Here is a 25381-nt window from a genome sequence, read left to right as displayed (position 1 = left end):
TCCTCAGTAGGCGAACGACAGCACGTCGTCGTCGCTCGTCTTGACCGTCGGCGTGTAGTTGGTGTCCATCTCCGGCATCGCGGAGACGACACCTCCGCGCACGTACTTGATGATGAGCATCAGCTCGACCACCATCAGCCCGCCGTAGACGAGCGTCAGGGAGATCAGCGAGAACAGCAGGGATCCGGCTCCGACCGACGGCGAGATCGCCGCGGCGGTGTACAGGAACACGCCGTCGACACCTGACGGGTCGGGGTTCGGCGCGACCACGAAGGGCTGCCGCCCCATCTCGGTGAAGATCCAGCCGGCCGAGTTGGCGATGAAGGGAGCGGTGATGCCCCACAGCGCGAGGTGGGCCAGCCACCTCGCCCGCGGGACGGTTCCCTTGCGGGTCACCCAGAGCGCGAACACTGCGGCGCCGGCAGCGAGCGCACCGAAGCCGATCATCAGGCGGAAGCCCCAGTAGGTGACGAACATCGACGGCTGGTAATCGATCTTCTGGCCCGCGTAGTCGCGGTACATCGGGTCATCCGGCATGTGCGTGCCGTAGGCCTCCTCGTACTCCGGGATCAGATTCGAGACACCCGGAACCTCGGTCGTGAAGTCGTAATTGGCCAGGAAGGACAGCAGGCCGGGGATCTCGATGATCGGGGTGACGTCATCGCAGCTGTTCGAGCTCAGGTCTCCGATGGTGAGGACGGAGAAGGCCGTGCTGTCGTGACAGGAAGCTTCGGCCGAGGCCATCTTCATCGGCTGCTGCTCGTACATGAGCTTGGCCTGGATGTCTCCCGTGAGTGACACCGCGGCGAACGCGATGATCGCGGTCCAGCCGCCGATCCGCAGCGATTTCCACCAGACGCTGTAGTCGGCCTTGTCGCGGCCCGGGACCAGGGGCGCCTCGCCGACCACGACGCGCCCGTTCTCGTCGACAGTGTCGATGCCGTCGACCCGGCGGCGCCACAGGTGATACCACGCGATGCCCAGCAGGAACGCCGCTCCGACCGAGACCGCTCCGGCGAGCGCGTGCGAGGTGGCGGCCAGCGCGGTGTTGTTCGTCAGCACCGCCCAGACATCGGTCATCACGGGCCGGCCGTCGATGAGCTCCACTCCGACGGGATGCTGCATCCACGAGTTGGCGACGATGATGAAGTAGGCCGAGAACCACGAGCCGGTCACAGCAGCCCAGAGCACGCCGAGGTGGACCTTCGGATTCAGTCGGCCCCAGCCGAACGTCCACATGCCCAGGAACACTGACTCGAGGAAGAAGGCGATGAGCGCCTCCATGGCGAGCGGGGCTCCGAAGACGTCGCCGACGAAGCGGGAGTACTCGGACCAGGCCATTCCGAACTGGAACTCCTGCACGATGCCGGTGGCAACTCCCATGATGAAGTTGATGAGGTACAGCTTTCCCCAGAACTTCGTCGCCCGCAGCCACACCTCGTTGCCGGTGCGGTGGTACATGGTGTGGAGAATCGCCACCAGTAGGCCCAGTCCCAGGGTCAGCGGGACCATCCAGAAGTGGTACACCGTGGTGATGCCGAACTGCCAGCGGCCGATCAGTACCGGATCCACTCATTCCTCCTTGTTCACCGGTCGCCCCCAGTGCCGACGGCCGTTTTCTACGCACTGTAGAACTTAATTCTACGCATCGTAGAATACCTCACGGGATCAGGGCTGGGGAAAGGCCTGAAAAGTGATACGAAGCTGTCTCGAATGGTGGCTCTTTCCCTGCCTCACGCTATACTGGGAGCCGCGAAGATCCACCTTTCGAGTAGGGAGTTACCGGCGTGGCAACTTTGGGTGAACTTGAACGCAGCGTGATGAATGCGCTGTGGAACACCCCCTCGGGACTCACTGCCGCGGAACTGCGCGGCGAGCTCAGCGATCGGGATCCGGCGCTGACGACAGTTCACACTGTTCTCACCCGACTCGAGAAGAAGGGCTTCGTCTCACGTGATCGAGCCGCTCGTCCTCATCGCTACCTGGCTGTCTCCAGTCGCGAGGACCACGTCGCCGAGCTCATGACCGAAGTGCTCGATCAGGCGCCCGACCGGCAGGCAGTGCTTGCCCGGTTCCTCGGCGCCGTCTCCGACTCCGACACCGCGTTCCTCTCCTCGCTCATCAACCGCAAGCTGATCCAGCGCTGATCGACGAGCTGCCCGCGGCTCCGGAGTCACATATGCTCCTCACCGGCACGCTCCTGGCGATCCTCGCGGTCATCCTCGCATGGCCGGTGCCCCTTGCTCTGGCTCGTCGCGCGGCAACCATCGACCCCGTCTCCCAGCTTGCACTGTGGCAGGCGATCGGGCTCGCGGGAGGCCTCTCACTCATCGGCACCGCAGTCGTATTCGCCACCGCCCCCTTCGCCGAGTCCATCGGCACAGGCCTGGTCGGCTTGGTTGATGCGGAGGTGCTCTCGGTGCTGCAGTGGTGGCAGTGGACTCTGCTCATCGTCGCGGTGCTGCTGAGCCTCCGGCTGATCGGCTCGCTGATCAGTCAGTCGATCAGCGTTGCGCGGCACCGCCGCAAGCATGTCGCCCTGGTCGAGCTGCTGACCGAACCCTCCGAGGAACTGCCCAACACCCGAGTGCTCTCCAGTGCCGAGCCGGTGGCATACTGCCTCCCCGGCCGCTCCGGCACGACCGTGGTGTCGACCGGGCTGCTCGAAGTCCTGACCAGCGGACAGCGCAAGGCAGTCGTCGCTCACGAACAGGCCCATCTCGAATATCACCACGATCTTCTCGTGCTGCCGTTCGCAGCCTGGAATCGTGCGCTGCCGTTCGTCCCGGCGACATCGACGGCGCTGGGAGCGGTGTCGGCCCTCATCGAGTTCATGGCCGACGACCGGGCGCGCGCGGTGGTCCCCGCTGCCGCGCTGGCGGAGGCGATCAAGACCAATGCAGCAGTCGATTCCGGCTCGCACAGTGCGCCCCTGGCCGCGGCGCGCGCAGCGCGCCTGGCCGAGCCGCTTCCCCTGGCACGCAGGCGGGTCCGCGTACTCAATCTGGTCGCCTCGGCCGCTCTCCTGCTGCTTCCCACCCTGCTGCTGGCGTGGCCGCTCTTCGCCTAGCGGCGAGCTGTGCGAGCATCCAGCATTGGACTGAGAGCACACCCAGCGCCTGGCTGTGCGAGTCAGGCGTCGATTCTCTCCGCGTCGAGCACCGCGGCACCGGACACGATGAACTCCTTCCGAGGCGCCACCTCGGATCCCATGAGCAGACCGAAGGTCCTCTCGGCCGCCTCGGCGTCGTGCATCGTCACCCGCCGCAGGGATCGCATCTCCGGCTCCATCGTCGTCTCCGCCAGCTGATCAGCATCCATCTCCCCCAACCCCTTGTAGCGCTGGATGGGCTCCTTGTAGGTCCTCTTCGAACGTTCCAGCCTTTTCAGCAGGGCGTGCAGCTCCGCCTCGGAGTAGGTGTACAGCACGTCGTTGGCTCTGCCCCGGTTGACCACTTCGACGCGGTGGAGCGGCGGCACCGCCGCGAATACGCGCCCTGCTTCGACCAGCGGTCGCATGTAGCGGAAGAACAGCGTCAGCAGCAGGGTCCGGATATGGGCGCCGTCGACGTCCGCGTCGGTCATGATGATGACTTTGCCGTAACGGGCAGCGTCGAGGTCGAAGGACCGGCCCGCTCCAGCTCCGATCACCTGGATCAGAGCAGAGCATTCGGCGTTGGCGAGCATGTCTCCGACGGAGGCCTTCTGCACATTGAGGATCTTGCCGCGGATCGGGAACAGCGCCTGATGCTCGGAATCCCTTGCGGCCTTGGCAGTTCCCATCGCGGAGTCGCCCTCGACGATGAAGAGCTCGGAATTCTCGATGTCGCTCTTGCGGCAGTCATAGAGCTTCGCAGGCAGCGAGGACGACTCCAACGCGGTCTTCCGCCGCTGATTCTCCCGGTGGGTCCGCGCCGAGATGCGCGACTTCATCTCGGCGACGACCTTCTCCAGCAGTTGGTTCGCCTGCTGCTTCTCGTGCCTCTTCTGCGAGTTGAGAAGCGCGCCGAGCTCCTGTTCTACGGTGCGCGCGACGATCTGCCGGACAGCAGCGGTTCCGAGCACCTCCTTGGTCTGGCCCTCGAACTGCGGCTCGGCCAGCCGGACGGTCACCACAGCAGTGAGGCCCGCCAGCACATCGTCCTTCTCGAGCTTGTCCTTGCCCACCTTGAGACGGCGCGAATTGACTTCGACGGACTTCCGCATCGTCTTGAGCAGAGCCTGCTCGAAGCCGGCCATGTGGGTGCCGCCCTTGGGGGTGGCGATGATGTTGACGAAGCTCTTGATCCGCGTCTCGTAGTCCTTGCCCCAGCGCAGGGCGATGTCGACTCCCACCTCGCGGGGAACGTCGGTGGAGACCATGTGCCCCCGGTCGTCGAGCACCGGAACCGTCTCGGTGAACGTCTCGGTCCCGATGAGCCGCCAGGTGTCGGTGACCGCCTCGTCGTGGGCAAGGTGATCCACGAACTCGGAGATGCCTCCCGAGAACCGGAACTCCTCGGTGCGGGATTCGATGACCTCACCGGTCTCGTCGCGCTGGACTCCGCGCTCGTCGTGAACGGTGAGTGCCAGGCCGGGCACCAGGAAGGCGGTCTGCCGCGCACGGTCGACGAGATTCTCGTAGTTGAATCGCGCGTCCTTGAGGAAGATCTGGGGGTCGGCCCAGTAGCGGATCTTCGTTCCTGTCACTCCCCGCTTGGCTTTGCCGACGACGTCGAGCTCCGAGGCCTTCGTGAACGGGGTGAACGGGTTGTCCGGGGCCGGAGCACCGGCGGAATCGTCGAAGCGGCCGGGCTTGCCGCGCTTGAAGGACATCCGATAGATCTTCGAACCGCGGATGACCTCCACATCGAGCCGCGACGAGAGCGCATTGACCACCGAGGCGCCCACCCCGTGCAGGCCGCCCACCGCGGCATAGGAGCCGCCGCCGAACTTGCCGCCCGCGTGCAGTTTGGTCATCACGACCTCGACTCCCGTCAGACCGGTCTTCGGCTCGATATCGACCGGGATCCCCCGACCATGGTCCTCGACCGTCACCGAGCCGTCGGCGTGGAGTGTGATCGTGATGTCCTCGCCGTGACCGGCCAGCGCCTCGTCCACCGAGTTGTCGATGACCTCCCACAGGCAGTGCATCAGACCCCGAGAGTCCGTGGACCCGATGTACATGCCGGGCCGCTTGCGCACTGCGTCCAGACCTGAGAGCACGGACAGCTGTCGCGCGCCGTAGTCGTCAGTACGTGTTCTCGTCCCTGCCAAGAGCAGTCCTCCCGTTCGAATTCACCCCACCAGTCTACGATTTCCCCGCCGAGGAGGCGCACCGGCATGCCGGGCGCCAGTGGAATACTGACAGCATGCTTCACCTCTCACCCCAGCGCGTCACCGTCGCGCCGGCACTCCTGCTGCTCGCCGCGCTCGGCCTGCCGGCCGGATGCGGTGGTGCAGGACCTGCTGAGCCGAGCGCGTCGGCCGACCCCACCCCAGTGCAGGCTGAGAGTCCGAGCAACGCGCAGCAGTCACCACCGGCGGGCAGCTCCTCGGACGAGGCGCTTGCAGGTCGAACCATCGCGCTCGATCCGGGCCACAACGGCGGCAACGCCGCGAATCCCGATCGGATCAATGCAGCTGTCCCTGACGGTCGAGGCGGAACGAAGGCATGCAACACCACCGGCACCGCAACTGAGTCAGGATACCCCGAGCATGCGTTCAACTGGGACGTCTCGCAGCAGGTGACCTTGGAGCTGAAGGACCGGGGCGCGGACGTGGTGCTGTCACGTTCCGATGACGAGGGCGTGGGACCGTGCGTCGATGAGCGTGGGCAGTTCGCCGGCGACTCTGGCGCCGACATCCTCATCAGCATCCATGCCAATGGCAGCGAGGACCCCGTAGCCAGGGGCTTCCACATGATCACCGTTCGCGACACCGAGGACGAACGGCTCGAGGAGGCATCGGCCGCCGCGGCTGCCCACCTGTTCGACGCTTTCGAGGCGTCGGGGTTTGAAGGCAATCCTGCCTATGGGACCGATGGCATCGTCCGCCGCACCGATATCGCAGGGCTCAACCACGCTGCCGTCCCCGCAGTGCTCGTGGAGTGCGGTGAGATGCGCAACTCGGAGGATGCGGCGATCATGGAGAGCGCGGAAGGTCGCGAACTGTACGCTGACGCAATCGTCAGCGGAATCGAGAGCATCCTCACCGAGCAGTGAACCGCCCGGAGGCCGGCTCGGCTGCGCGAGCCGTCTTCCCTCACGCATGCCCGGTGTGCCGCACCCGTAGACTCTCGGAGAACGAATGACCGCGCAGGCGCCGCCGGATACCAGTCGTACTCACGGGTCGACGCCACATGCTCTCCGCCCAGGCGGAACGGGAGGCACAATGTACAACCCTTCACCCCACGGCCCGTGCTGGATCGAGCTGAGCTCACCTGACACGACCGCAGCCCAGGAATTCTACGGCCCCCTGTTCGGATGGGATTTCACGGAGCCCGGACCGATGGGCTTCGGCGTCAAAGCCATGATCGGCAAGGCTGCTGTGGCCGGAATCAGCCCGCAGCCGGAGCAGGCTCCGGCGGGACAGCCGGCCTTCTGGTCCGTGTACTTTCGGGCAGACGATCTGACGGATCTGCTCAGCCGCGCCGAAGATGCCGACGGTCAGGCCATGATGGCGATCCCGGAATTCGACGGCACCGCCGGAGTCGCACTGCTCGCAGATCCCGCAGGCACTGCCTTCGGAATTCTCGACTACGACGACGATCGGGGCTTCACTGGAGCCGGTATGCCCGGGGCCCCCAGCTGGTTCGAGCTGCATACCAAGGACTTCGGCGTGCGGACCTTCTATGAGGCGGTCTTCGGGTGGAGCTTCGAGACTGTCAGCGACAGCGACGACTTCCGCTATGCGACCTTCATGCACGACGGCCGCGCCACCGGGGGCGTCCTGGATGCCTCACGCGTGGGAATCCCTGCCCACTGGGAGTCCTACATCCAGGTCGAGGACACGGACGAGACTGCCAGGCTGGTGAGACAGCTCGGCGGGGACTGGCTGGCACAGCCGCACGACTCCGTCCACGGTCGAGTGGGCCGGTTCATCGATGCGCAGAACGGCGCGTTCACCGTGATCCAGCCACACTGACCCCGAGCCGGCCACGATGACTGTCAGCCGGCCGCGATGATCGTGATCCCGCGACGGAATCAGCGACCGGGGCAGGTCATCGGCATCATCCGAGAATCAATCCAGGTAGTCGCGCAGCACCTGTGAGCGAGACGGGTGGCGCAGCTTGGCCATCGTCTTCGATTCGATCTGGCGGATGCGCTCGCGGGTGACACCGTAGACCTTGCCAATCTCGTCGAGGGTCTTGGGCTGCCCGTCGTTGAGTCCGAACCGCATCGATACGACTCCGGCCTCGCGCTCCGACAGGGTGTCGAGGACCGAGTGGAGCTGCTCCTGCAGCAGGGTGAAGCTCACAGAATCGGCAGGCACAACGGCTTCCGAGTCCTCGATCAGGTCGCCGAACTCGGAATCGCCGTCCTCGCCCAGCGGCGTGTGCAGCGAGATCGGTTCGCGACCGTACTTCTGGACCTCGACGACCCGCTCCGGGGTCATGTCGAGCTCCTTCGCGAGCTCCTCCGGACTCGGCTCACGCCCCAGATCCTGGAGCATCTGCCGCTGCACCCGGGCCAGCTTGTTGATCACCTCGACCATATGCACCGGGATGCGGATAGTGCGGGCCTGGTCCGCCATGGCACGCGTGATGGCCTGGCGGATCCACCAGGTGGCGTAGGTCGAGAACTTGAATCCCTTGGTGTAGTCGAATTTCTCCACCGCGCGAATCAGACCGAGGTTGCCTTCCTGGATCAGATCGAGGAACAGCATTCCGCGCCCGGTGTAGCGCTTGGCCAATGACACCACGAGGCGGAGGTTGGCCTCCAGCAGGTGGTTCTTGGCGACCCGACCGTCGTGGACGATCCACTTGTAGTCGCGCACAGCGCGGGCCTCGGTGACCTCACCCTCCTTGAGGAGGTGCTCGGCGTACATGCCTGCTTCGATGCGCTTGGCGAGATCGACTTCTTCTGCCGCATTGAGCAGCGGCACCTTGCCGATCTGCTTGAGGTAGTCCTTCACGGGGTCCGCAGTGGCACCCGCAGACACCACCTGCTGCGCAGGCTGATCGTCGTCGTCGGCGTCGGAGACGACGAAACCGCCGGCCTCCTTGACGACCTCGTCCCGCTTCTCCTCCTGCGCGTTCTTCGTCTCGGTCTCTTCCCGCAGCGCCTCCGCCTCGGCTTCGATCTCCTCGGCGGTCTTCTCCGCAGGAGCCTCCTCGGCCGCCTTCTTCTGTGCGGCCGTGGTCTTCGCTCCCCCGGCCTTCGCACTGCCGGCCTTGGCCGCAGTGGCCTTTCCCGCCGTGCTCGTGGACTTCGCCGAGGTCGTCTTGGCGGTGCTCGCCCTGCGCCGGGTGGTCTTCGGCTTCTGCGCCTCCTCGTCAGAGGTTGACGCGGCGGAGGTCTTCTTGGTGGCGGTATTCGCAGTCGTGGCGGCAGCGCTCGTCGACTTCGCCGATGCCGTCTTGGCAGTGCCGGTCTTGGCCGTACTCGGCTTGGCGCCAGTCGTCGCGGCGGTGCCGGACTTGGCCGCACCGGTCTTCGCAGCGGTGGTCTTGGCCGCGCCGGTCTTCGCGGCGGCGGTCTTGCGGGCAGCGGTCTTCCGCGCTGTCGTCTTCGGTGCAGCCGTCTTCGCAGTACCGGCCTCGTCGGCTCCCGCCGAGGAAGGCCCTGCGGGGGAACTCGACCGAGCGGTTTCCTCGGGTGCGGAAGCTTTCTGCACAGCGGTTTCGACGGCGACGTTCGAATCCTTCTCTGTCGGCACGAGTACACCTTTCGGGGAGTATGGCTGCGGACCTCCTGATGTCGTCACGGCATCAGTAAGACCCATGTCAAGTACGGCTCCACACACAGTGCGGTACAACGCCAGTACGAATGGGTCAACACCCAATCTTCGCACGGTATTCCAGATCGCGCGAATCCTCTACACCTCGGAGGGGACCGGATGCAAGATCTCGAAGGTGTGATGCCGGTCATGCTCCTTCTGCATCATGACCTGCAGTCAGGCTGTCCCGTCGGGCCGGCGCCACTCCCCGAACGCCCCTCCCCCGCCGAGCTGCTCACCGAACGCTCTGCCTCGCCGAGCTGCTCACCGAAGGCTCCTCCCTGATGCTGTCGTCACTGGTGCTTGGCCATCCAGGCGGGCGGCATCCCCTGCGCCACTGCAGCGGACATGAGCTGCGCGAGCGTGTAATCGGGGTCGAGCTCCAACGCACAGGATGCGTAGTGCGCGGCGAAGGAATTGCGAGCGCGCGACCACTCCATCCATGCCAGGATCGCCAGCACCGCAGCCCGGTGTCGAATCGAGACAACGGACACGAGGCGGGAGAGATATGCGACGGAGAAGCCGGTGAGCGCGAAATCCGGCCGCTCCGGAGACAGTCCGATCATGCTGGCCGCGGCCTCGTGCGAGCTGCAGATCGGACGCGCATAGTGCATGAATTCTCTTGGGCCCAGCCGGCCGAGCTCGGCGGGAAGGAAGGAGGGATGTTCGAAGCCGAGCATCATCTGGATGCAGTCTCTGCTCCACAGCTGCTCACACATCCGTTCGATGCCTACCGCTCCACGGGCTGTGGGCAGCCCATCGAGGCTGCCGTGCTGCGACCCTCCGCGCGCGATCTCGTGCAGCCGCAGGATGTCACTCAGCGCGGCGTCGAAGAGGTCGACGTCGGACAGCTCCTCCCGGCGGATCAGATCGAGATCCGCAAGCAGCTGTCCGTCGGCGGGAGGATGGCTGACCGCGTCGGTGAAGTCATCGGCATGGGACATGCCGTCGGCGATCATCCGCACCGACACCTCGGCCGCGGTGCCCACTGTCGAGTCGAAGACCGCTGTTCGGTCGGTGAGGCTTCCGCAGAAGCCGGCACCCGTCCACAGCGGGTCGACGACTTCGTAGCCGGCCTCGATGAGAGCCGAGCAGATGAGCAGAACCGGAAGCTGGAAGTGCTCGAACAGCAGGTCACTCGCCTCCTCCCCGGTGAGCCCGAGAGCGGCCGGGATCTCGTCGGAGAAGACGATCGGGAACACGGCGGCGGCATCCTCCGAGTGTTGGACCATTCCGGCGATCGCGTCGAGGTCGTCATCGTCGAGCTTCGCCGCGTCGGCGAAACCGTAGTCGAAGCGAAGCGTGAGGCCGACTTCTCCTCGGTTGGCCGGCCCACGAGAACCGGTGACGAGGACCAGGGACTCGTTGGGGCGGTAGCCGAGGATGTGAGGGACGACGCCGATGAGGTCGAATGGCTTGGAAACGGTGTATGCATTCATGACCCGAGTCCAGCGCGGGTCGGAGTGCCCGAGGAACACCGCCTTTCCCCTTGTGGACCGAGCGGCCGTGCCGGCACCCGGATGTGACCTCCACACGCGCTCGCCTGTGACCTCCGAAGTGTTGGCAACCGCCCCTTCCCCGCAGCGCCGGAGCCGGATCCGAAAGTCAGCGTCGGCAGTTCGCGAGGAGTGCGCGAGGAGCGCGTTTCTCGACCGGCTTAAGGTGTGGCCATGGGAAGAAAGCGGGCGGAAGCGGCACCGGAGGAGGTCGAGGTCCCCATCGCAACGGGCACTGCTCGCCTGGAGCCGGTCCCCGGTGACGCAGAATCATGGGTCCTCTACGTCAACGGGGTCCCCAGCTCCTCGATCACGATCGGTGACCCACTGCGGTTGGACTTCGAATACCTCGACTGGATGTCGCGGGTCGTCGATACCGTGTTCCCGCATCCGGCCACTCTGCGCGCCGTGCACATCGGCGCAGCCGGCTGTGCTCTGCCGCGGTGGATCGATGCCGCTCGCCCCGGGTCCCGCCAGACCGCCGTCGAGATCGACCCCGAGCTCGCCAGGCTCGTGCGCAGGTGGTTCGACCTGCCGCGATCGCCGGCGCTGGCTCTGCGCATCGGCGACGGTGCTGTCGAGATCGCAGCATTCCGCGATCAGTCGATCACCTTGGTGGTGCGTGACGCCTTCGACCACGACACGACACCGCAGCAGCTGGCTTCACCCGAGTTCTTCGGGGATGTCTCCCGCGTCCTGACCGAGGACGGCCTGTACCTGGCCAATGTCGCCGATCGTCCTCCTCATCATGGGCTCCGTGCCGAGCTCAAGCGCATGGCCGAGCACTTCCCATGGTTGGCTGTGGTGGCCGACCCGGGCCAGCTGCGCGGACGTCGCTGGGGCAACGTGGTCGCGATCGCGGCCCACCAGCCGCTCGACGAGGTCGCGATCGCGAAGGTGATGCGTCGCGGTCCCGCAGTCGCGTCCGTGCTCGCCGGCCGGCAGCTGCGCGCATTCATCGGCGACTGACGTGTCCTGATCCCGCATTTCCCGGTCGCGATCGCGAAATGACCGTGACGTTTCAGCGAAATCTTGCCGCCACGGCGCCTCCGGGTGGGCGCACCGGTCGCAAACACGGCATAATTGATTGCCGATTGGAAAGGTGGAAGGTGAGCGAACAAACCGAGATCAACCTCGAGCAGCAGAACCTCGATGTTGTATATGAGCGTCTCGACGAGCTGCGCGACGAAGCACAGGCGAAACTGAGCACAGTCCGGCGTACGAACGTCGGCGGAAATCACCAGAACCGCTCCGAGCGGGATGCATTCGCCACGCTGTACGAAGACCAGCTCGTCAAACTCAACAACGCAGAAGAGGGGTTGGTCTTCGGACGAATCGACGCAGCCGACGGTGACACCACCTACATCGGCCGCATCGGGCTCTCCGATGCCGAGCGCCGTCAGCTCGTCATGGATTGGCGCGCCCCGGCGAGCGAGCCGTTCTATCGAGCCACCGCCGCGGATCCGGGCGAGGTGATCCGGCGCCGCCACATCGCCACGCGCAGACGCTCGGTGATCGGCATCGAGGACGATGTGCTCGATCTGACCGCGCTGGATCAGGAGGACATCCAGTCGCTGCACGGGGAAGGCGCGCTCATCGCCTCCCTGAGCTCCCACCGCACCGGTCGGATGAGCGACATCGTCGCGACTATCCAGGCTGAGCAGGACCGCATCATCCGCAAGCCGCTCGCCGGAGTGGTCGTCGTCCAGGGAGGTCCCGGCACCGGCAAGACTGCAGTCGCCCTGCATCGGGCCGCATATCTCCTCTACCAGCACCGCGAGAGGATTGCCAAGTCAGGTGTTCTGCTCGTCGGCCCCTCGCCGGTCTTCCTCAAGTACATCGAGCAGGTGCTGCCGTCGCTGGGCGAGACCGGTGCCGTGCTTCTGACTCCCGGCCAGCTCATGCCCGGCTTCGAGACCACACTCCACGACCGTGACACGACGGCCGCGATCAAGGGCGACCTGCGAATGGTGCAGGTCATCGCCAAGTCCGTCCGCAATTACCAGCGCGTGCCCAAGGAGAGCCAGGAGCTGGTGGTCGGCCGCCACACCATTGTGATGACCCCGGCGATGGTCAAGCAGGCGCGGGAGCGCGCCCGCAGGACCGGCAACCCTCACAACCAGGCTCGCGACACCTTCGTCAGCGCCCTGCTCAAGCAGCTCGTTCCCTTGCTTGCCGAGCAGCAGGGACTCGCAGGCACGGACGAGCAGCTGCCAGAGCTGCTCGAGGACCTGCGGAACTCCCGCGACGTCAAGGTCGCCGTCAACCTGTGCTGGCTGCCTCTGACACCTTCGGGCGTGCTGGACGCGCTGTTCTCGAAACCGCAGAAGCTGGTGGCTGCCGCCGACGGAATCCTCTCGTTCGAGGAGATGGCCCGCTTGCGCCGCAACCGACGCTCGCCGCTCACCGTCGAGGACGTTCCCCTTCTCGACGAGGTGGCCGAACTCATCGGACCCTGGGAAGCGGCGGCTCCCGACCGCGACACCGCGGAGATCGAGTATGCCGAGGCGGTCTTGGATATGACCGGCACCGGGGACATGGTCTCTGCCGAGCAGCTGGCGCAGCGATATGCATCTCGCGAGCTGAGCCTGACCGTCGCCGAGCGCGCTGCCGAGGACCGAGAGTGGACTTACGGCCATCTCGTGGTCGACGAGGCCCAGGAGCTCAGTCCGATGCAGCTCCGCCTGCTGTTCCGCAAGGTGCCGAGCAAGTCGGCCACACTCGTGGGTGACTTGGCGCAGGCGACGACCGTCGACAGCGGTCGGACCTGGCAATCAGTGCTCCAGCCGCACGTCGGCGATCGCTTCAGCCTGGAGCAGCTCAGCGTCTCCTATCGGACGCCGGCACGGATCATGACCCTGGCGAACAGCCTGCTCACGACCTACTTCCCCGGCCTGCGCGTACCGGAGCCGGTGAGGGAAGGGTCGTGGGATCCGAAGATCGATGTCATGCCCGACCTCGCTGCGGCATCCGCTGCGCTTCCCGATGTGATCGGTGAAGAGCTCGCAGCGATCGGCGGCGGCCGGATCGCGGTCATCGCCACCCCTGCTCATGTCGAGCTCGTCGAACATGCGCTGTCGAACGCCCAGCACGTGGACTTCGGACGCGGCCCGGCCGGAATCGACCACACGGTCGCGGTGCTGTCGCCGTTCGAGGCGAAGGGACTGGAATTCGACGGTGTCATCGTGTTGGAGCCGGCAGCAATCGCGCCGGCCGGCGATACGCGGGGCATCGGCGAACTCTACGTGGCGCTGACACGAGCGACGTCCCGACTGCGAGTGGTCGGAGTGGAACCGTCTGTGCTCAGCCCGTTCCTCGACGCGGGGGCGGCCGTTCGCAGATGAGGAGAAAACTGAATTGAAAAACCGCCGGTGGCGTCGGCTTCCCCTCCGATGCCACCGGCGGCGGGCGCACTAGGTGCGCAGACACCATCATATACCGACCCGACGGTCATGTGCCAAGCTCGGTCAGCCCGCGGGATCGGACTTCCGGCTGTCCTGCCCCGAATCCCTTTCGGCCCGCAGTGAGGCGATCGCCGACTCGAAATCCTCCAGCGAATCGAAGCCCTGATACACGCTGGCAAATCGCAGGTACGCCACCTGGTCGAGTTCCCGCAGCGGTTCCAGGATCGCCAGGCCCACCTCATCGGCGTCGATCTCGGCCACGCCCCGGCTGCGGATCTTCTCCTCGACCTGCTGGGCCATCTTCGCCAGGTCGTCCTCCCCCACCGGGCGGCCCTGGCATGCCTTGCGAACTCCTGCGATGACCTTCTGCCGGGAGAACTCCTCGGAGACTCCGGAGCGCTTGATGACCGACAGGCTCGTGTGCTCCATGGTGGTGAATCGGCGCATGCAGCTGGGACACTGGCGCCTGCGACGGATCGCGGACCCGTCCTCGGAGATGCGCGAGTCGACCACTCTCGAATCAGGATGCCGGCAGAACGGACAGTGCATCAGCGAACGCCCTCCTCAGTGCCGAAGCGCATGGCGACTGCCGCGCCGTGCGCGGGGAGCGCCTCCTCGTTCGCGAGGCTGATGATGTGATCGGCCACCTTGTGCAACGCCTCAGGGGGGTAGTCGATGATCTGGCTCCCCTTGAGGAACGACTGAACGCCCAGCGCTGAGGCGTGTGATGCCGTTCCCATCGTGGGCAGCACATGGTTGGAACCCGAGCAGTAGTCTCCGAGGGCGACCGGGGAATGGGAGCCGAGGAATATCGAGCCGCCGCTGGTGACTCGATCCACGACCGCCTCGGGGTTGCGCACGAGCAGCTCCACATGCTCGCCGGCGTAGGCATTGAGCACTGCCACACCGGCGTCGAGGTCGGCTACCAGGATGATGCCCGACTGCTGGCCCGACAGCGCCTCGGTGATGCGCTCGGCGTGCTCCGCTGCCGGCACCTGGACCGCGAGCTGGCTCTCCACTGCCGTGGCGAGCTGCTCGGAGTCCGTCACCAGGACCGCCGCAGCCAATGGATCGTGTTCGGCCTGGCTGATCAGATCAGCAGCGACGAAACCGGGATCTGCAGTGTCGTCAGCGAGGATGATGATCTCAGTCGGCCCTGCCACCGAGTCGATGCCGACCACCGACCGCACAGTCGCCTTGGCCGCGGCCACGTAGGCATTGCCCGGCCCGGTGATCAGGTCGACGGGCTCCAGGTCCTCACCGTCGTCGAAGCCGTACGCAAGCGCCGCGATGGCCTGCGCCCCGCCCATCGCCCAGACTTCCTCCACGCCGAGCAGAGCGGCAGCAGCCAGCACCGTGGGATGCGGCAGACCGTCCGATTGCGGTGGCGACGCGATGGCCAGGGACGGTACGCCTGCTTCCTGGGCAGGGACCACATTCATCACCACTGTCGAGGGGTAGACCGCCAGTCCGCCCGGCACATAGAGTCCGACGCGGTCCACGGGCAGCCAGCGCGTCGTGACCGTGCCGTCGCCGTCGAACTCGGTGGTCGACGGTTCGCGGCGGTCGGCCGCAGCCACTCGCCGAGCCCGGGCGATCGACTCTTCGAGCGAGGCGCGGATGTTCGGGTCGAGCTCAGCGAGCGAACGCCCGAGGGCTTCGGCCGGAACGCGCACCGACTCAAGCTCCACCTGGTCGAACCGTCGCGTATACTCCAGCACCGCTGTGCGCCCGCGCTCACGCACATCAGTGATCAGCGGGCCGACAGCTGCCACGGCGTCGGAGATGTCGACGGAAACGCGGGGAACGGAACTGCGCAGCGTGCGGCGGTCCAGCGGAGTCGTGCGGAAGTCGAGGCGGTTCATCAAGTTCATCACCCGTTCATTCTAGTTCGACGGCCCGGGCGGCCGACCGCCAGGACCGGCACGTTGGTTTCGACTGCGGCGCAGTCAGAACATCGCCGCGCCCGCAGCCTGAAGGCACTGCGCTCCCAAGAGCGCCTTGAGATCACCGAACAGGCTGGGGCCCGGGCTCACCCTCACACTGTGATCGAGTCGCATCACAATGCTGCGTCCCGGCTGGGTGAGGTTGAGGTGGACTTCGGTGGATCCGGAGTTGGCGATCAGGATCTCACGCAGCTGTTCGACGAGGTCGGGAGTGCATCGCTCGACCGGCATGCTGATGTTCAGCGGCCGATCGGCGGGATCCGTGACGTCCGGGATCGTCATCGACTGCGCCATCAGGGATGTGGGCCGATCATCGGAGCGCCGGATCCTGCCGGTCACCGTGATCACCAGATCGGTGGCCAGCAGCGTGGCGATCGGCTCGTAGACGTCGCCGAAGAACATCACCTCCACGCTGGCCTCGAGGTCTTCGATGGTGACGATGCCATAGGGCTTGCCGGAGTTCTTCGAGACCTTGCGCAGGACCTGGGTGATCATGCCGCAGATCTTGACCGAAGATCCGTCGGGGCGCGAGTTCTCCGGGTCGACGAGCTCGGCGATCGAGATCTCGGCTTCGCTGTGCAGGATCCCCTCCAGCCCATTGAGCGGGTGGTCGGATACGTACAGCCCGATCATCTCGCGCTCGAATGCCAGCTTCTCCTTCTTATCCCATTCGGGCCGGTCGGGGATCGTGACCGAGAAGCTCGTCTCCGAATCGTCCGCTCCGCCCAGTGCTGCGAACAGATCGAACTGCCCTGCCGCCTCCTGTCGCTTGACGCCGATCACCGAGTCGACGGCCTCCTCGTGGACCTCGACCAGAGAGCGGCGGGAGTGCCCCAGCGAATCGAATGCACCCGCCTTGACGAGGGATTCGATGGTCCGCTTGTTGCACACGTGACTGGGCACCTTGTCGAGGAAGTCGTTGAACGAGGTGAACGCGCCCTTCTCAGTGCGAGCCCCGACGATTCCCTCGACGACGTTCGCGCCGACATTGCGGACCGCTCCCATGCCAAAGCGGATGTCGGTCCCCACCGGAGTGAAGTTCTGCGCCGACTCATTGACGTCGGGCGGCAGCACGGTGATGCGCATATTGCGGCATTCGTTCAGGTAGACAGCGAGCTTGTCCTTGTTGTCGGCCACAGAAGTCAGGAGCGCGGCCATGTACTCAGCGGGGTAGTGGGCCTTGAGATAGGCCGTCCAGTACGACACCACGCCGTAGGCGGCGGAGTGGGCCTTGTTGAAGGCATAGTCGGAGAATGGCAGCAGAATGTCCCAGAGCGACTGAGCGGCTTCCTTCGAGAAGCCCCGCTCCGCCATTCCGCCGAAGAAGCCCACCCGCTGCTTGTCGAGCTCGGATTTCTTCTTCTTGCCCATCGCCCGCCGCAGGATATCTGCTTGGCCGAGCGAGTAGCCGGCCACCTTCTGCGCGATCGCCATCACCTGCTCCTGGTAGATGATCAGACCGTAGGTGGTGTCGAGGATCTCCCTGAGCGGTTCCTCGAGCTCCGGATGGATCGGTGTGATCTCCTGCTGGCCGTTCTTGCGCAGCGCGTAGTTGGTGTGGGAGTCGGCGCCCATCGGCCCCGGTCGATACAGAGCCAGGGTCGCCGAGATGTCCTCGAAGTTGTCCGGCTGCATGAGGCGAAGCAGGCTCTGCAGGCCGCCGCCGTCGAGCTGGAAGACGCCCAGGGTGTCGCCGCGGGCCAACAGCCTGTACGACTCCTCGTCGTCCAGCCCGAGGTTCTCCAGGTCGAGCGTCTCGCCCCGGTTGAGCTCGATGTTGGCAAGCGCGTCGGAGATGATGGTGAGGTTGCGCAGCCCCAGGAAGTCCATCTTGATCAGGCCGAGACCCTCGCTGGTCGGGTAGTCGAACTGCGTGATCACCTGGCCGTCCTGGAAGCGGCGCATGATCGGGATGACGTCGATGATCGGCTCCGAGGACATGATCACGCCGGCGGCGTGAACGCCCCACTGCCGCTTCAGGCCTTCCAGGCCCTTGGCGGTCTCGAAGGTCTCGCGGGCCTCCGGGTCCGACTGGATCAGTTCGCGGAACTCACCGGCTTCGCCGTAGCGCTTGGACTGCGGATCCTCGATGTCGGCCAGTGGGATGTCCTTGGCCATCACTGCCGGCGGCAGCGCCTTCGTCAGCCGCTCGCCCATCGAGAACGGCTTGCCGAGAACCCGGGCGGAGTCCTTGAGCGCCTGCTTGGTCTTGATGGTCCCGAAGGTGACGATCATCGACACGTATTCGGACCCGTACTTCCGCGTCACGTAGTCGATGACCTCGCCGCGGCGGCGATCATCGAAATCCACGTCGAAGTCCGGCATGGACACGCGGTCGGGGTTGAGGAAGCGTTCGAAGATCAAGCCGTGCTGGAGCGGGTCGAGCTCGGTGATGCGCATGGCGTAGGCCACCATCGAGCCCGCTCCGGAACCGCGGCCGGGACCCACGCGAATGCCATTGTCCTTCGCCCAGTTGATGAAGTCGGCCACGACCAGGAAATAGCCCGGGAATCCCATCTTGATGATGATGTCGAGTTCGTAGTCGGCCTGCGCACGAACCGCGTCGGGGATTCCGCCCGGGTAGCGGAAGTGCAGTCCTTTGTCGACCTCTTTGATCAGCCAGGAGTTCTCGTCCTCGCCGGGCGGGCAGGGGAACTTCGGCATGTAGTTGGCCGAGGTGTCGAAGGAGACCTCGCACCGCTCGGCGATCTCGAGCGTGTTGTCGCAGGCCTCCGGCATCTCCTTGAACAGCGAGCGCATCTCCGCCGCCGACTTGAGGTAGTAGCCCGAACCCGAGAATGCGAACCGGCTGCCACCCTGGTCGTACGTCGGCTCGATGAGCTTCGAGCCCGATTGGATCGCCAGCAGCGCCTCATGTGCTTTGGCGTCCGACTCGTGGGTGTAGTGGAGGTCGTTCGTCGCGACCAGCGGCAGGTCGAGCTGCTTGGCCAGGCGCAGCAGATCCTTGATCACCCGGCGCTCGATCGACAGACCGTGGTCCATGATCTCGCAGTAGTAGTTTCCGGCGCCGAAGATGTCCCTGTACTCGGAGGCAGCCTTGACGGCCTCGTCGTACTGGCCGAGTCGCAGGCGGGTCTGGATCTCGCTGGAGGGACACCCGGTCGTGGCGATCAGTCCCTCCGAATGGGATTCGATCAGCTCCCTGTCGAGCCGCGGCCACTTGCCGAACGCTGAGTCGAGGGACGCGGTCGACGACGCCCGGAACAGGTTCTGCATGCCGGTGTTGTTCTCCGCCAGCAGGGTCATATGGGTGTAGGCGCCGCCGCCCGACACATCGTCCCCGCGCTGGCTCTCGTCGGTCCGCCATTTCACCCGGGTCTTGTCGGTGCGCGCTGTACCCGGGGTGACGTACGCCTCCACACCGATGATCGGCTTGATCCCGGCGCTCGTCGCCTGACTCCAGAAGTCGAATGCGCCGAACAGGTACCCATGATCGGTGGTGGCGATGGCGGGCATGCCCATCTCCTTGGCCGCCGCCATGAGGTCGCCGATTCGGGCGGCGCCGTCGAGCATCGAGTATTCGGTGTGCACGTGCAGATGCACGAAGTCATCGGTCACCACGAGTGATTTCCCTCCACAATTCCACGCTCAGATCACCTTAGCGGCAGGGGCAGACGCTGCGGAGGTTCGGCGCATTCGACGCCCGACCGCAGTGTGTGCCCAAGCACATCTGCCCATTCGGACATCGGTCCCCTCGGCCGCTCAGTTCGGCCCGCCGCCGCGCATGTCACTCCGCCGCGCCCGTCGGATCATCGCCTGTCATCCCTGGGCTGACCGCAGCCGATCGAGTGCGGTCTGCAGATCCTGCGGGTACTCACTCTCGAATTCGACCCAGTCGCCTGATTCCGGGTGGGTGAAGCCCAGCCGCACCGCGTGCAGCCACTGGCGGTCGAGCCCCAGCTTCCGGGCCAGCACGGGGTCCGCTCCGTAGGGGAGATCGCCGCAGCAGGGATGCTTCGTCGCGGCCATGTGAACGCGGATCTGATGGGTTCGCCCGGTCTCCAGATTCACCTCGACCAGGGATGCAGAGCGATAGGCCTCCAGAACCTCGTAATGGGTGACCGCGTGCTTGCCCTCGGAGCGCACCGCGTAGAGACCGTCTCGGCGCGGATGCCGTCCGATAGGCGCCTCGATGGTTCCCACGACAGGGTCGGGCAGGCCCTGGACGAGCGCATGGTACGTCTTCGCGACAGTGCGCTCCTTGAACGCACGCTTGAGCACGCTGTAGGCGTGCTCCCCCTTCGCGACCACCATCACCCCGGAGGTGCCCACGTCAAGCCGGTGGACGATGCCCTGTCTCTCGGCTGCGCCTGAGGTCGCGACGCCATAGCCCGCAGCGGCCAGCCCGCCGATCACGGTCGGACCGTCCCACCCGGCGGCCGCATGTGCGGCTACGCCTACCGGCTTGTCGACCACGACGAGCGCCGCGTCGTCGTGGATCACCCTCATCCCCGGAACGGGCTCCGCAACGATCTCCAGGGGCTTGTCCGGTTCGGGCATGACGACGTCGATCCGCGATCCGCTGGTGAGCCGATCCGATTTGCCGACGATCACTCCGTCCACCTGCACATCGCCGGCAGCCGCCATCGCCGCGGCTGCCGAGCGCGACAGTCCGAGGAGCCGACTCAGCGCGGTGTCGACCCGCTCGCCCTCAAGACCTTCGGGAACGAAGATCGACCGTTCAGTCATACCTGCTCCTTCGCGTCCAGGTCGTTGGATTCTCTGCGGTCGCCGTCCCGGCTGCCGTCGAGGCCGATTCCGCGAAGCGTGGCCAGCACGATGAGCACAGCGGCTGCGGAAATGGCGATATCTGCGACATTGCAGATGAAGAAGTTGAGATCGATGAAGTCGACGACAGCGCCGTGCATGAATCCCGGCGGGCGGAACAGTCGATCGATGAGGTTGCCCGTGAGTCCGCCCAGCAGCAGCCCCAGACCCCAGGCCCAGATCCGTGACCCGAGTCGACGCATGGCGATCAGAATCCCGACGAAGACGGCCACCGCGATGACGGCGAACAGCCACGTGGCGTTCTCCCCCATCCCGAACGCGGCACCGGGGTTTCGGTAGAAGGTGAACCCGGCAAGCTCTCCGAGCACGGGGATGGCCGGTCGCCCCTCCAGCAGGACGATCGCGATCTGCTTGGTCGCCTGATCGATGACGACGACGACCACGGCGATGGCGAACAGGACTCCGATGAGGACGGATCGCCTCCTGGTCGTCGGTGCAGAGCTCACTGGTGCTGGGTCTCCTGTTTCATCGGCGGTGGTGCAGGGTCGGCTTCACAGTCTAGTAGGGGCGCAGCTGCGCCGCGGACGAGACCTTCAGGAGCGCACTCCCCGCTCAGACGCCGCAGAGGCGCCGACCATCGCGTGGTCTCGGCGCCTCTGAGGTGCGGATGTCGAGCGAACACCACTCCGGCCCCTCTTCCGGCGGTGGCGGCCGGAAGAGGGGCCCGCGGTGTCAGATCGACGGGGACGAGTTGTTGCCCAGCTTGTTTCCGCCCAGGCTCTCCGGGGCCAGCGAGCCGGAATTCTCCAACTCGCGGAGCTGATCCGTCAGGTAGCTCTTCAGGCGGGTGCGGTACTGGCGCTCGAAGTTCTGCAGGCCGTCGATCTCCCGCTCGAGGTTGGCCTTCTCCGACTCCAGATGCCGCAGAGTGTCGTCACGCTTGCGCTCAGCATCTCCGACGATCTGCGATGCCTTCTTCTCGGCATCGCTGACGAGCTGATCCCGCTTGCGCTCGCCTTCTGCAACGTGCTCGTCATGGAGGCGCTGAGCGAGCTGGATCAGACCGGTGGCGTCCTGTCCGCCGGCGGCGATATTCGGCCCGCCGGACTTCCCGGCACCGGACGCGGCAGGAGGCTGCACCGATTCCTCGCGCTTGGGCTGCGGGGCGGGGGCCGAGGCGGCAGGGGTCGTCGGCGCCTGCGGGGCCACGACAGGCGAAGCAGGCGTCTGTGCAGGCTCAGAGGTCTGGCGATCCTGCTTGGGCTCATTGGCGGGAACTGCCGCGGGCATCGCCTGGGTCGCATCGGCGTCGACGGCCGGCGACTGCTGGGTGGCCCGAGACGCGCCGCCCTGCGAAAGCTCATTGACACGCTGTTCGCAGGCGGAGAGCTTCTGACGGAGTTCGTCGTTCTCCTGGTACAGACGGCGAAGCTCGACAACCACCTCGTCGAGGAAGTCGTCGACCTCGTCCTGATCGTACCCATCGCGGAACTTCACATGCTGGAACCGCTTGTTTACTACGTCTTCAGGCGTAAGCGCCATGAGGCCACCTTCGGTCGACAATGTTTGACTTTACAACTCTGCCATACGACAGGGATCGCACACACCATACCCCACCGCAAGTCGGGTTGTCCCGTGATCAGGGACGACACTCCGCAGTCGACTCACCGCTGAAACGGTCAGCACGCCGCTGAAATCTGCGGTGGCGAGCTGGGAATCCGGACTCACGCGAATGAGTGCGAGAGGGTGAAGAGGACACCGGAGAGAATCTGCACCAGGATGAACACGACGATGAACCCGAGGTCCAGCGAAATCTGTCCGAGCCGCAGCGGCGGGATGAACCGGCGCACGAACCTGATCGGCGGGTCGGTCAGGGTGTAGACGAACTCGCAGATCACGAGGATCACTCCGGTCGGACGCCACTGCCTTGAGAAGACCTGGATCAGGTCGATGATGACCCTGGCGAGAAGCACATAGACGTACAGTCCCACCAGCGTGCCGAGCAGATAGAAGATGATACTCACGAGGAAGTCGAACCTCTTTCGATGAATTGCCGACGGCGACCTACCCACTAGAGTAGACCGCCGTCCTCAGGAAACCCGAACCGAAACCCTTACATTCAGTGAGTTCGAAGCTCAGCTCTGGTTGAAGAAGCTCGCCTGCGTGTCCGCAGCGGCCTCGCTCTCGTTCGTGACCTCGATGTTCTCAGGAGTCAGCAGGAAGACGTTGTTGGTGACCTTCTCGATCGAGCCGCGCAGCCCGAAGATCAGTCCGGCGGAGAAGTCCACGAGGCGCTTGGAGTTGGTCTCGTCCATCGCCGAGAGGTTCATGATCACGGGAATCCCGTCCCGGAACGCCGTGCCGATCGCCTTCGCGTCGTTGTAGCTGCGGGGGTGGATCGTCTGAATGCGCTGCATTGCTGACACAGGGGCGTGCTCCACGGGACGGACGGACGCTCGGATAGGGGTCACCGCGGCCGGCACCTGATCCTCGATGTCGTCGCCGAAGTCTTCGTCTTCGTACTCGTCGACGTATTCATCACGGTCGTGCGCCTTCCGCGGCATGGGCTCGTCGATGTCATCCTCGACGAAGCCCAGATAGGTGCCGATCTTCTTGAGAGCGGACATATCGTCTCCTTGTGGCTCTGGTGATGCCGCGGACGGTGAGCAGGCCGCAGCGGGTTTCCCTCATCTTCGAAGCTATCGCAGGCGCCGGTCGGATCGGACCAGGCGCGCGGGCGTGTCGGAGGCGTTTTCCTCAGCGACGATCGAACCACACGACGCCGGCGAAGCGTCCCGTGGTTCCGTCGCGGCGGTAGGAGAACAGCTCGGCGTCCTCGAAGGTGCACCGGTCATCCCAGTGCTCGAGCACGACTCCCTCGGCGCTGAGCTGCTCCGCAACGCCTCCGGGCACGTCCAGTGCCGGCATGCCCTTCCGCGAGACCGAGGCGGTCACGGGCTCGTGAGTCGCCACCTCGGCTCGCATCTCTGTAGGCACCTCATAGCAGCGCGCGCAGATCGCCGGCCCGATGGCCGCGCGAATGTCGTCGGCGCCTGCCCGGCGCATCGCCGCGACCGTCCTGTGCACGATTCCTGCGGCCATGCCCTTGCGTCCGGCGTGGACTGCGGCGATGACGCCGGTCCGGACGTCTGCCAGCAGCACCGGTGTGCAGTCGGCCACCAGGACCACCAGGCCGACGCCCGGGGTGGTGGTCAGCTGCGCGTCGGCGACCACGGTCTCCCGGGGCAGCGAAGCCGCGCCGGCTGAGACCGTGACCTCGTGCACGTCGGTGCCGTGGACCTGGGACACGTAGCTGAGCCGGTCCGCCTGCAGCCCGAGCACCGTGGCGAGCATGCTGCGGTTGGCCCCGACCATCGCCTCGTCGTCGCCCACGTGGTGGGCCAGGTTGAATGACGCAAAGGGCTGGCTGCTGTAGCCGCCCCTCCGATCGGTGAAGGCGGCATTGGCGACGAAGTGCTCCCCCGGCAGGACGAAGCGACTGGCGAGCACTGCTGAACCGCCTACTACTTGAGGAAGTCGGGAATGTCGAGATCGCTGTTGTCGAAGCGGGCTACACGCTCCTCCGGCAGCGCGGCGGGAACCTCCTGCTCCGCGACCGGGCGGAGCGGAGTCGGCTCCTGGTAGCCCGCCGACAGCGGCTGCTCGGTTTCGACCTCGGTGCGGGCCGGCACAGGCTCCGGCTCGACGGCCGCAGGGCGTGCGGCCAGCGGCTCCGGGCGGTCGCCGGCCATCGGTGCGTCGAATCCGGCGGCGATGACCGTGATCCGGCATTCGTCTCCGAGGTTGTCGTCGATGACGGTGCCGAAGATGATGTTCGCCTCCGGGTGAGCAGCTTCCTGGACCAGCCGGGCGGCTTCGTTGATCTCGAACAGACCGAGGTCGGAGCCGCCCTGAATGCTCAGCAGCACACCGTGGGCGCCCTCGATGCTCGCCTCCAGCAGCGGCGAGGCGATCGCGGCTTCCGCAGCCTGCACGGCGCGATCCTCTCCGACGGCGGAGCCGATTCCCATGAGCGCAGTGCCGGCGTCCTGCATCACGGACTTCACGTCCGCGAAGTCGAGGTTGATCATGCCCGGGGTCGAGATCAGATCGGTGATGCCCTGCACGCCCGATCGCAGCACCTCGTCCGCGGACTGGAAGGCCTCGATGACCGAGACGTTGCGATCCGAGATCGACAGCAGCCGGTCGTTGGGAATCACGATGAGGGTGTCGACCTCTTCGCGCAGAGCTGCGATGCCCGACTCCGCCTGGGCGGATCGGCGCCGGCCCTCGAAGGTGAAGGGGCGGGTCACCACACCGATCGTGAGCGCCCCGAGGGACCGGGCGATCCGCGCGACGACCGGGGCCGCCCCGGTGCCGGTGCCGCCGCCCTCGCCGGCAGTGACGAAGACCATATCGGCGCCCTCGAGCGCCTCGCGGATCGCCTCCTCGGAGTCCTCCGCGGCCTTGCGGCCGATCTCCGGGTCGGCTCCTGCGCCGAGGCCACGGGTGAGATCACGGCCGATCTCGAGCTTGAGGTCTGCTTCCGAGAGCAGCAGCGCCTGGGCGTCGGTGTTGATCGCGATGAACTCGACACCGCGCAGCCCGACATCGATCATCCGCTGCACGGCATTGACACCGGCGCCGCCGGTACCGGCGACCTTGATGTCAGCTCCGGATTGTGGGAATTCAGCCAAGTCGGTTCCTCTTTCGACGCATCAGGCCCTACTGGGCTACTGGCGATTGTGCCTTTGTGAGAGACGCTATGGTTATCGAGCGCCCGGTGCAACCACTGCAGATGGTGTGTCCCCTTCGTCTCACCGCGACGCCGGCGTCTCGCGATGTTGTCTCGCGATGTTCCTGCGCG

General features: G+C 65.7%; 20 protein-coding genes. 6 read left to right on the top strand and 14 right to left on the bottom strand.

From position 1 onward, the window contains the following. Positions 1-3: 3 nt before the first annotated feature. A complete protein-coding gene (locus LXN01_RS03255) occupies positions 4-1572 on the bottom strand; it encodes a cytochrome ubiquinol oxidase subunit I (RefSeq protein ID WP_236863090.1) in 1569 nt (522 codons plus the stop codon). A gap of 215 nt (positions 1573-1787) precedes the next feature. Here LXN01_RS03255 and LXN01_RS03250 point away from each other — a divergent pair, with 215 nt between their 5' ends. Next, complete coding sequence (locus tag LXN01_RS03250) at positions 1788-2147, top strand: BlaI/MecI/CopY family transcriptional regulator (protein WP_236863089.1); 360 nt, start codon at positions 1788-1790, stop codon at positions 2145-2147. Between the two features lie 32 nt (positions 2148-2179). After that, positions 2180-3070 (top strand): M56 family metallopeptidase, encoded by an 891-nt coding sequence (locus tag LXN01_RS03245; protein ID WP_236863088.1) that lies wholly within the window; start codon positions 2180-2182, stop codon positions 3068-3070. Positions 3071-3132: 62 nt separating this feature from the next. Here LXN01_RS03245 and LXN01_RS03240 read toward each other — a convergent pair whose 3' ends face one another. Then, complete coding sequence (locus LXN01_RS03240) at positions 3133-5256, bottom strand: DNA gyrase/topoisomerase IV subunit B (RefSeq protein ID WP_236863087.1); 2124 nt, start codon at positions 5254-5256, stop codon at positions 3133-3135. Positions 5257-5351: 95 nt separating this feature from the next. Between LXN01_RS03240 and LXN01_RS03235 the strand changes: the two genes are divergently transcribed. Together LXN01_RS03235 and LXN01_RS03230 are read left to right on the top strand one after the other, a co-directional pair. Next, positions 5352-6203 (top strand): N-acetylmuramoyl-L-alanine amidase, encoded by an 852-nt coding sequence (locus LXN01_RS03235; RefSeq protein WP_236863086.1) that lies wholly within the window; start codon positions 5352-5354, stop codon positions 6201-6203. A 169-nt stretch (positions 6204-6372) separates the two neighbouring features. Next, on the top strand, positions 6373-7125 hold the full coding sequence (locus LXN01_RS03230; protein ID WP_236863085.1) for a VOC family protein: 753 nt from the start codon (positions 6373-6375) through the stop codon (positions 7123-7125). Positions 7126-7221: 96 nt separating this feature from the next. On the opposite strand, the gene LXN01_RS03225 is transcribed toward LXN01_RS03230, so the two are convergent. Then, positions 7222-8859, bottom strand: a complete 1638-nt coding sequence (locus LXN01_RS03225) for an RNA polymerase sigma factor (protein WP_236863084.1) — start codon at positions 8857-8859, stop codon at positions 7222-7224. Between the two features lie 353 nt (positions 8860-9212). Then, the gene (locus LXN01_RS03220; protein ID WP_236863083.1) at positions 9213-10358 is read right to left on the bottom strand and encodes a DUF4192 family protein; all 1146 of its coding nucleotides are present in this window, start codon (positions 10356-10358) and stop codon (positions 9213-9215) included. A 231-nt stretch (positions 10359-10589) separates the two neighbouring features. Between LXN01_RS03220 and LXN01_RS03215 the strand changes: the two genes are divergently transcribed. Both LXN01_RS03215 and LXN01_RS03210 read left to right on the top strand, forming a co-directional pair. Beyond that, complete coding sequence (locus LXN01_RS03215) at positions 10590-11384, top strand: spermidine synthase (protein WP_236863082.1); 795 nt, start codon at positions 10590-10592, stop codon at positions 11382-11384. Positions 11385-11524: 140 nt separating this feature from the next. Beyond that, a complete protein-coding gene (locus tag LXN01_RS03210) occupies positions 11525-13759 on the top strand; it encodes a HelD family protein (protein ID WP_236863081.1) in 2235 nt (744 codons plus the stop codon). A gap of 123 nt (positions 13760-13882) precedes the next feature. Here the strand turns inward: LXN01_RS03210 and nrdR are convergent, their stop codons facing one another. The 10 genes from nrdR to ftsZ form a co-directional block, all read right to left on the bottom strand. Continuing rightward, positions 13883-14368 carry a transcriptional regulator NrdR gene (nrdR, locus tag LXN01_RS03205; protein WP_236863080.1) on the bottom strand — a complete coding sequence of 162 codons (486 nt, stop codon included), beginning with the start codon at positions 14366-14368 and terminating at the stop codon, positions 13883-13885. Beyond that, positions 14368-15693, bottom strand: a complete 1326-nt coding sequence (gene hisD / locus LXN01_RS03200; RefSeq protein ID WP_236863079.1) for a histidinol dehydrogenase — start codon at positions 15691-15693, stop codon at positions 14368-14370. The genes nrdR and hisD overlap by 1 nt, the downstream gene beginning before the upstream one ends. A gap of 75 nt (positions 15694-15768) precedes the next feature. Continuing rightward, entirely contained in the window at positions 15769-19299 is a 3531-nt protein-coding gene (dnaE, locus tag LXN01_RS03195; RefSeq protein WP_425547687.1) for a DNA polymerase III subunit alpha, read from the bottom strand. Between the two features lie 246 nt (positions 19300-19545). Continuing rightward, entirely contained in the window at positions 19546-20475 is a 930-nt protein-coding gene (locus LXN01_RS03190) for an RluA family pseudouridine synthase (RefSeq protein ID WP_236863077.1), read from the bottom strand. Next, positions 20472-21020, bottom strand: a complete 549-nt coding sequence (locus LXN01_RS03185; RefSeq protein WP_236863076.1) for a signal peptidase II — start codon at positions 21018-21020, stop codon at positions 20472-20474. The genes LXN01_RS03190 and LXN01_RS03185 overlap by 4 nt, the downstream gene beginning before the upstream one ends. Positions 21021-21246: 226 nt before the next feature. Continuing rightward, complete coding sequence (locus LXN01_RS03180) at positions 21247-22056, bottom strand: DivIVA domain-containing protein (protein WP_236863075.1); 810 nt, start codon at positions 22054-22056, stop codon at positions 21247-21249. A 182-nt stretch (positions 22057-22238) separates the two neighbouring features. Continuing rightward, a complete protein-coding gene (locus LXN01_RS03175; protein ID WP_236863074.1) occupies positions 22239-22538 on the bottom strand; it encodes a YggT family protein in 300 nt (99 codons plus the stop codon). Positions 22539-22649: 111 nt separating this feature from the next. Beyond that, a complete protein-coding gene (locus tag LXN01_RS03170) occupies positions 22650-23141 on the bottom strand; it encodes a cell division protein SepF (RefSeq protein ID WP_236863073.1) in 492 nt (163 codons plus the stop codon). 130 nt (positions 23142-23271) lie between these two features. Further along, positions 23272-24024: a peptidoglycan editing factor PgeF gene (pgeF, locus tag LXN01_RS03165; protein ID WP_236863072.1), complete on the bottom strand. Its 753-nt coding sequence runs from the start codon at positions 24022-24024 to the stop codon at positions 23272-23274. Between the two features lie 14 nt (positions 24025-24038). Beyond that, positions 24039-25211, bottom strand: a complete 1173-nt coding sequence (gene ftsZ, locus LXN01_RS03160; protein WP_236863071.1) for a cell division protein FtsZ — start codon at positions 25209-25211, stop codon at positions 24039-24041. Positions 25212-25381: the final 170 nt, after the last annotated feature.

This window comes from Brevibacterium daeguense (genome assembly GCF_021729135.1).
GTDB lineage: Bacteria > Actinomycetota > Actinomycetes > Actinomycetales > Brevibacteriaceae > Brevibacterium > Brevibacterium daeguense.
Note: the sequence above shows the minus strand (reverse complement) of the source record. Positions and strands in the feature narration are given on the sequence as shown.

Coding starts and splice junctions, on each gene's coding strand:
- LXN01_RS03245 (WP_236863088.1), top strand. CDS start 2,180: ATGCTCCTCACCGGCACGCTCCTGGCGATCCTCGCGGTCATCCTCGCA.
- LXN01_RS03235 (WP_236863086.1), top strand. CDS start 5,352: ATGCTTCACCTCTCACCCCAGCGCGTCACCGTCGCGCCGGCACTCCTG.
- LXN01_RS03230 (WP_236863085.1), top strand. CDS start 6,373: ATGTACAACCCTTCACCCCACGGCCCGTGCTGGATCGAGCTGAGCTCA.
- LXN01_RS03220 (WP_236863083.1), bottom strand. CDS start 10,358: ATGAATGCATACACCGTTTCCAAGCCATTCGACCTCATCGGCGTCGTC.
- LXN01_RS03215 (WP_236863082.1), top strand. CDS start 10,590: ATGGGAAGAAAGCGGGCGGAAGCGGCACCGGAGGAGGTCGAGGTCCCC.
- nrdR (WP_236863080.1), bottom strand. CDS start 14,368: ATGCACTGTCCGTTCTGCCGGCATCCTGATTCGAGAGTGGTCGACTCG.
- hisD (WP_236863079.1), bottom strand. CDS start 15,693: ATGAACTTGATGAACCGCCTCGACTTCCGCACGACTCCGCTGGACCGC.
- dnaE (WP_425547687.1), bottom strand. CDS start 19,299: ATGCTCGACGGCGCCGCCCGAATCGGCGACCTCATGGCGGCGGCCAAG.
- LXN01_RS03190 (WP_236863077.1), bottom strand. CDS start 20,475: ATGACTGAACGGTCGATCTTCGTTCCCGAAGGTCTTGAGGGCGAGCGG.
- LXN01_RS03180 (WP_236863075.1), bottom strand. CDS start 22,056: ATGGCGCTTACGCCTGAAGACGTAGTAAACAAGCGGTTCCAGCATGTG.
- LXN01_RS03170 (WP_236863073.1), bottom strand. CDS start 23,141: ATGTCCGCTCTCAAGAAGATCGGCACCTATCTGGGCTTCGTCGAGGAT.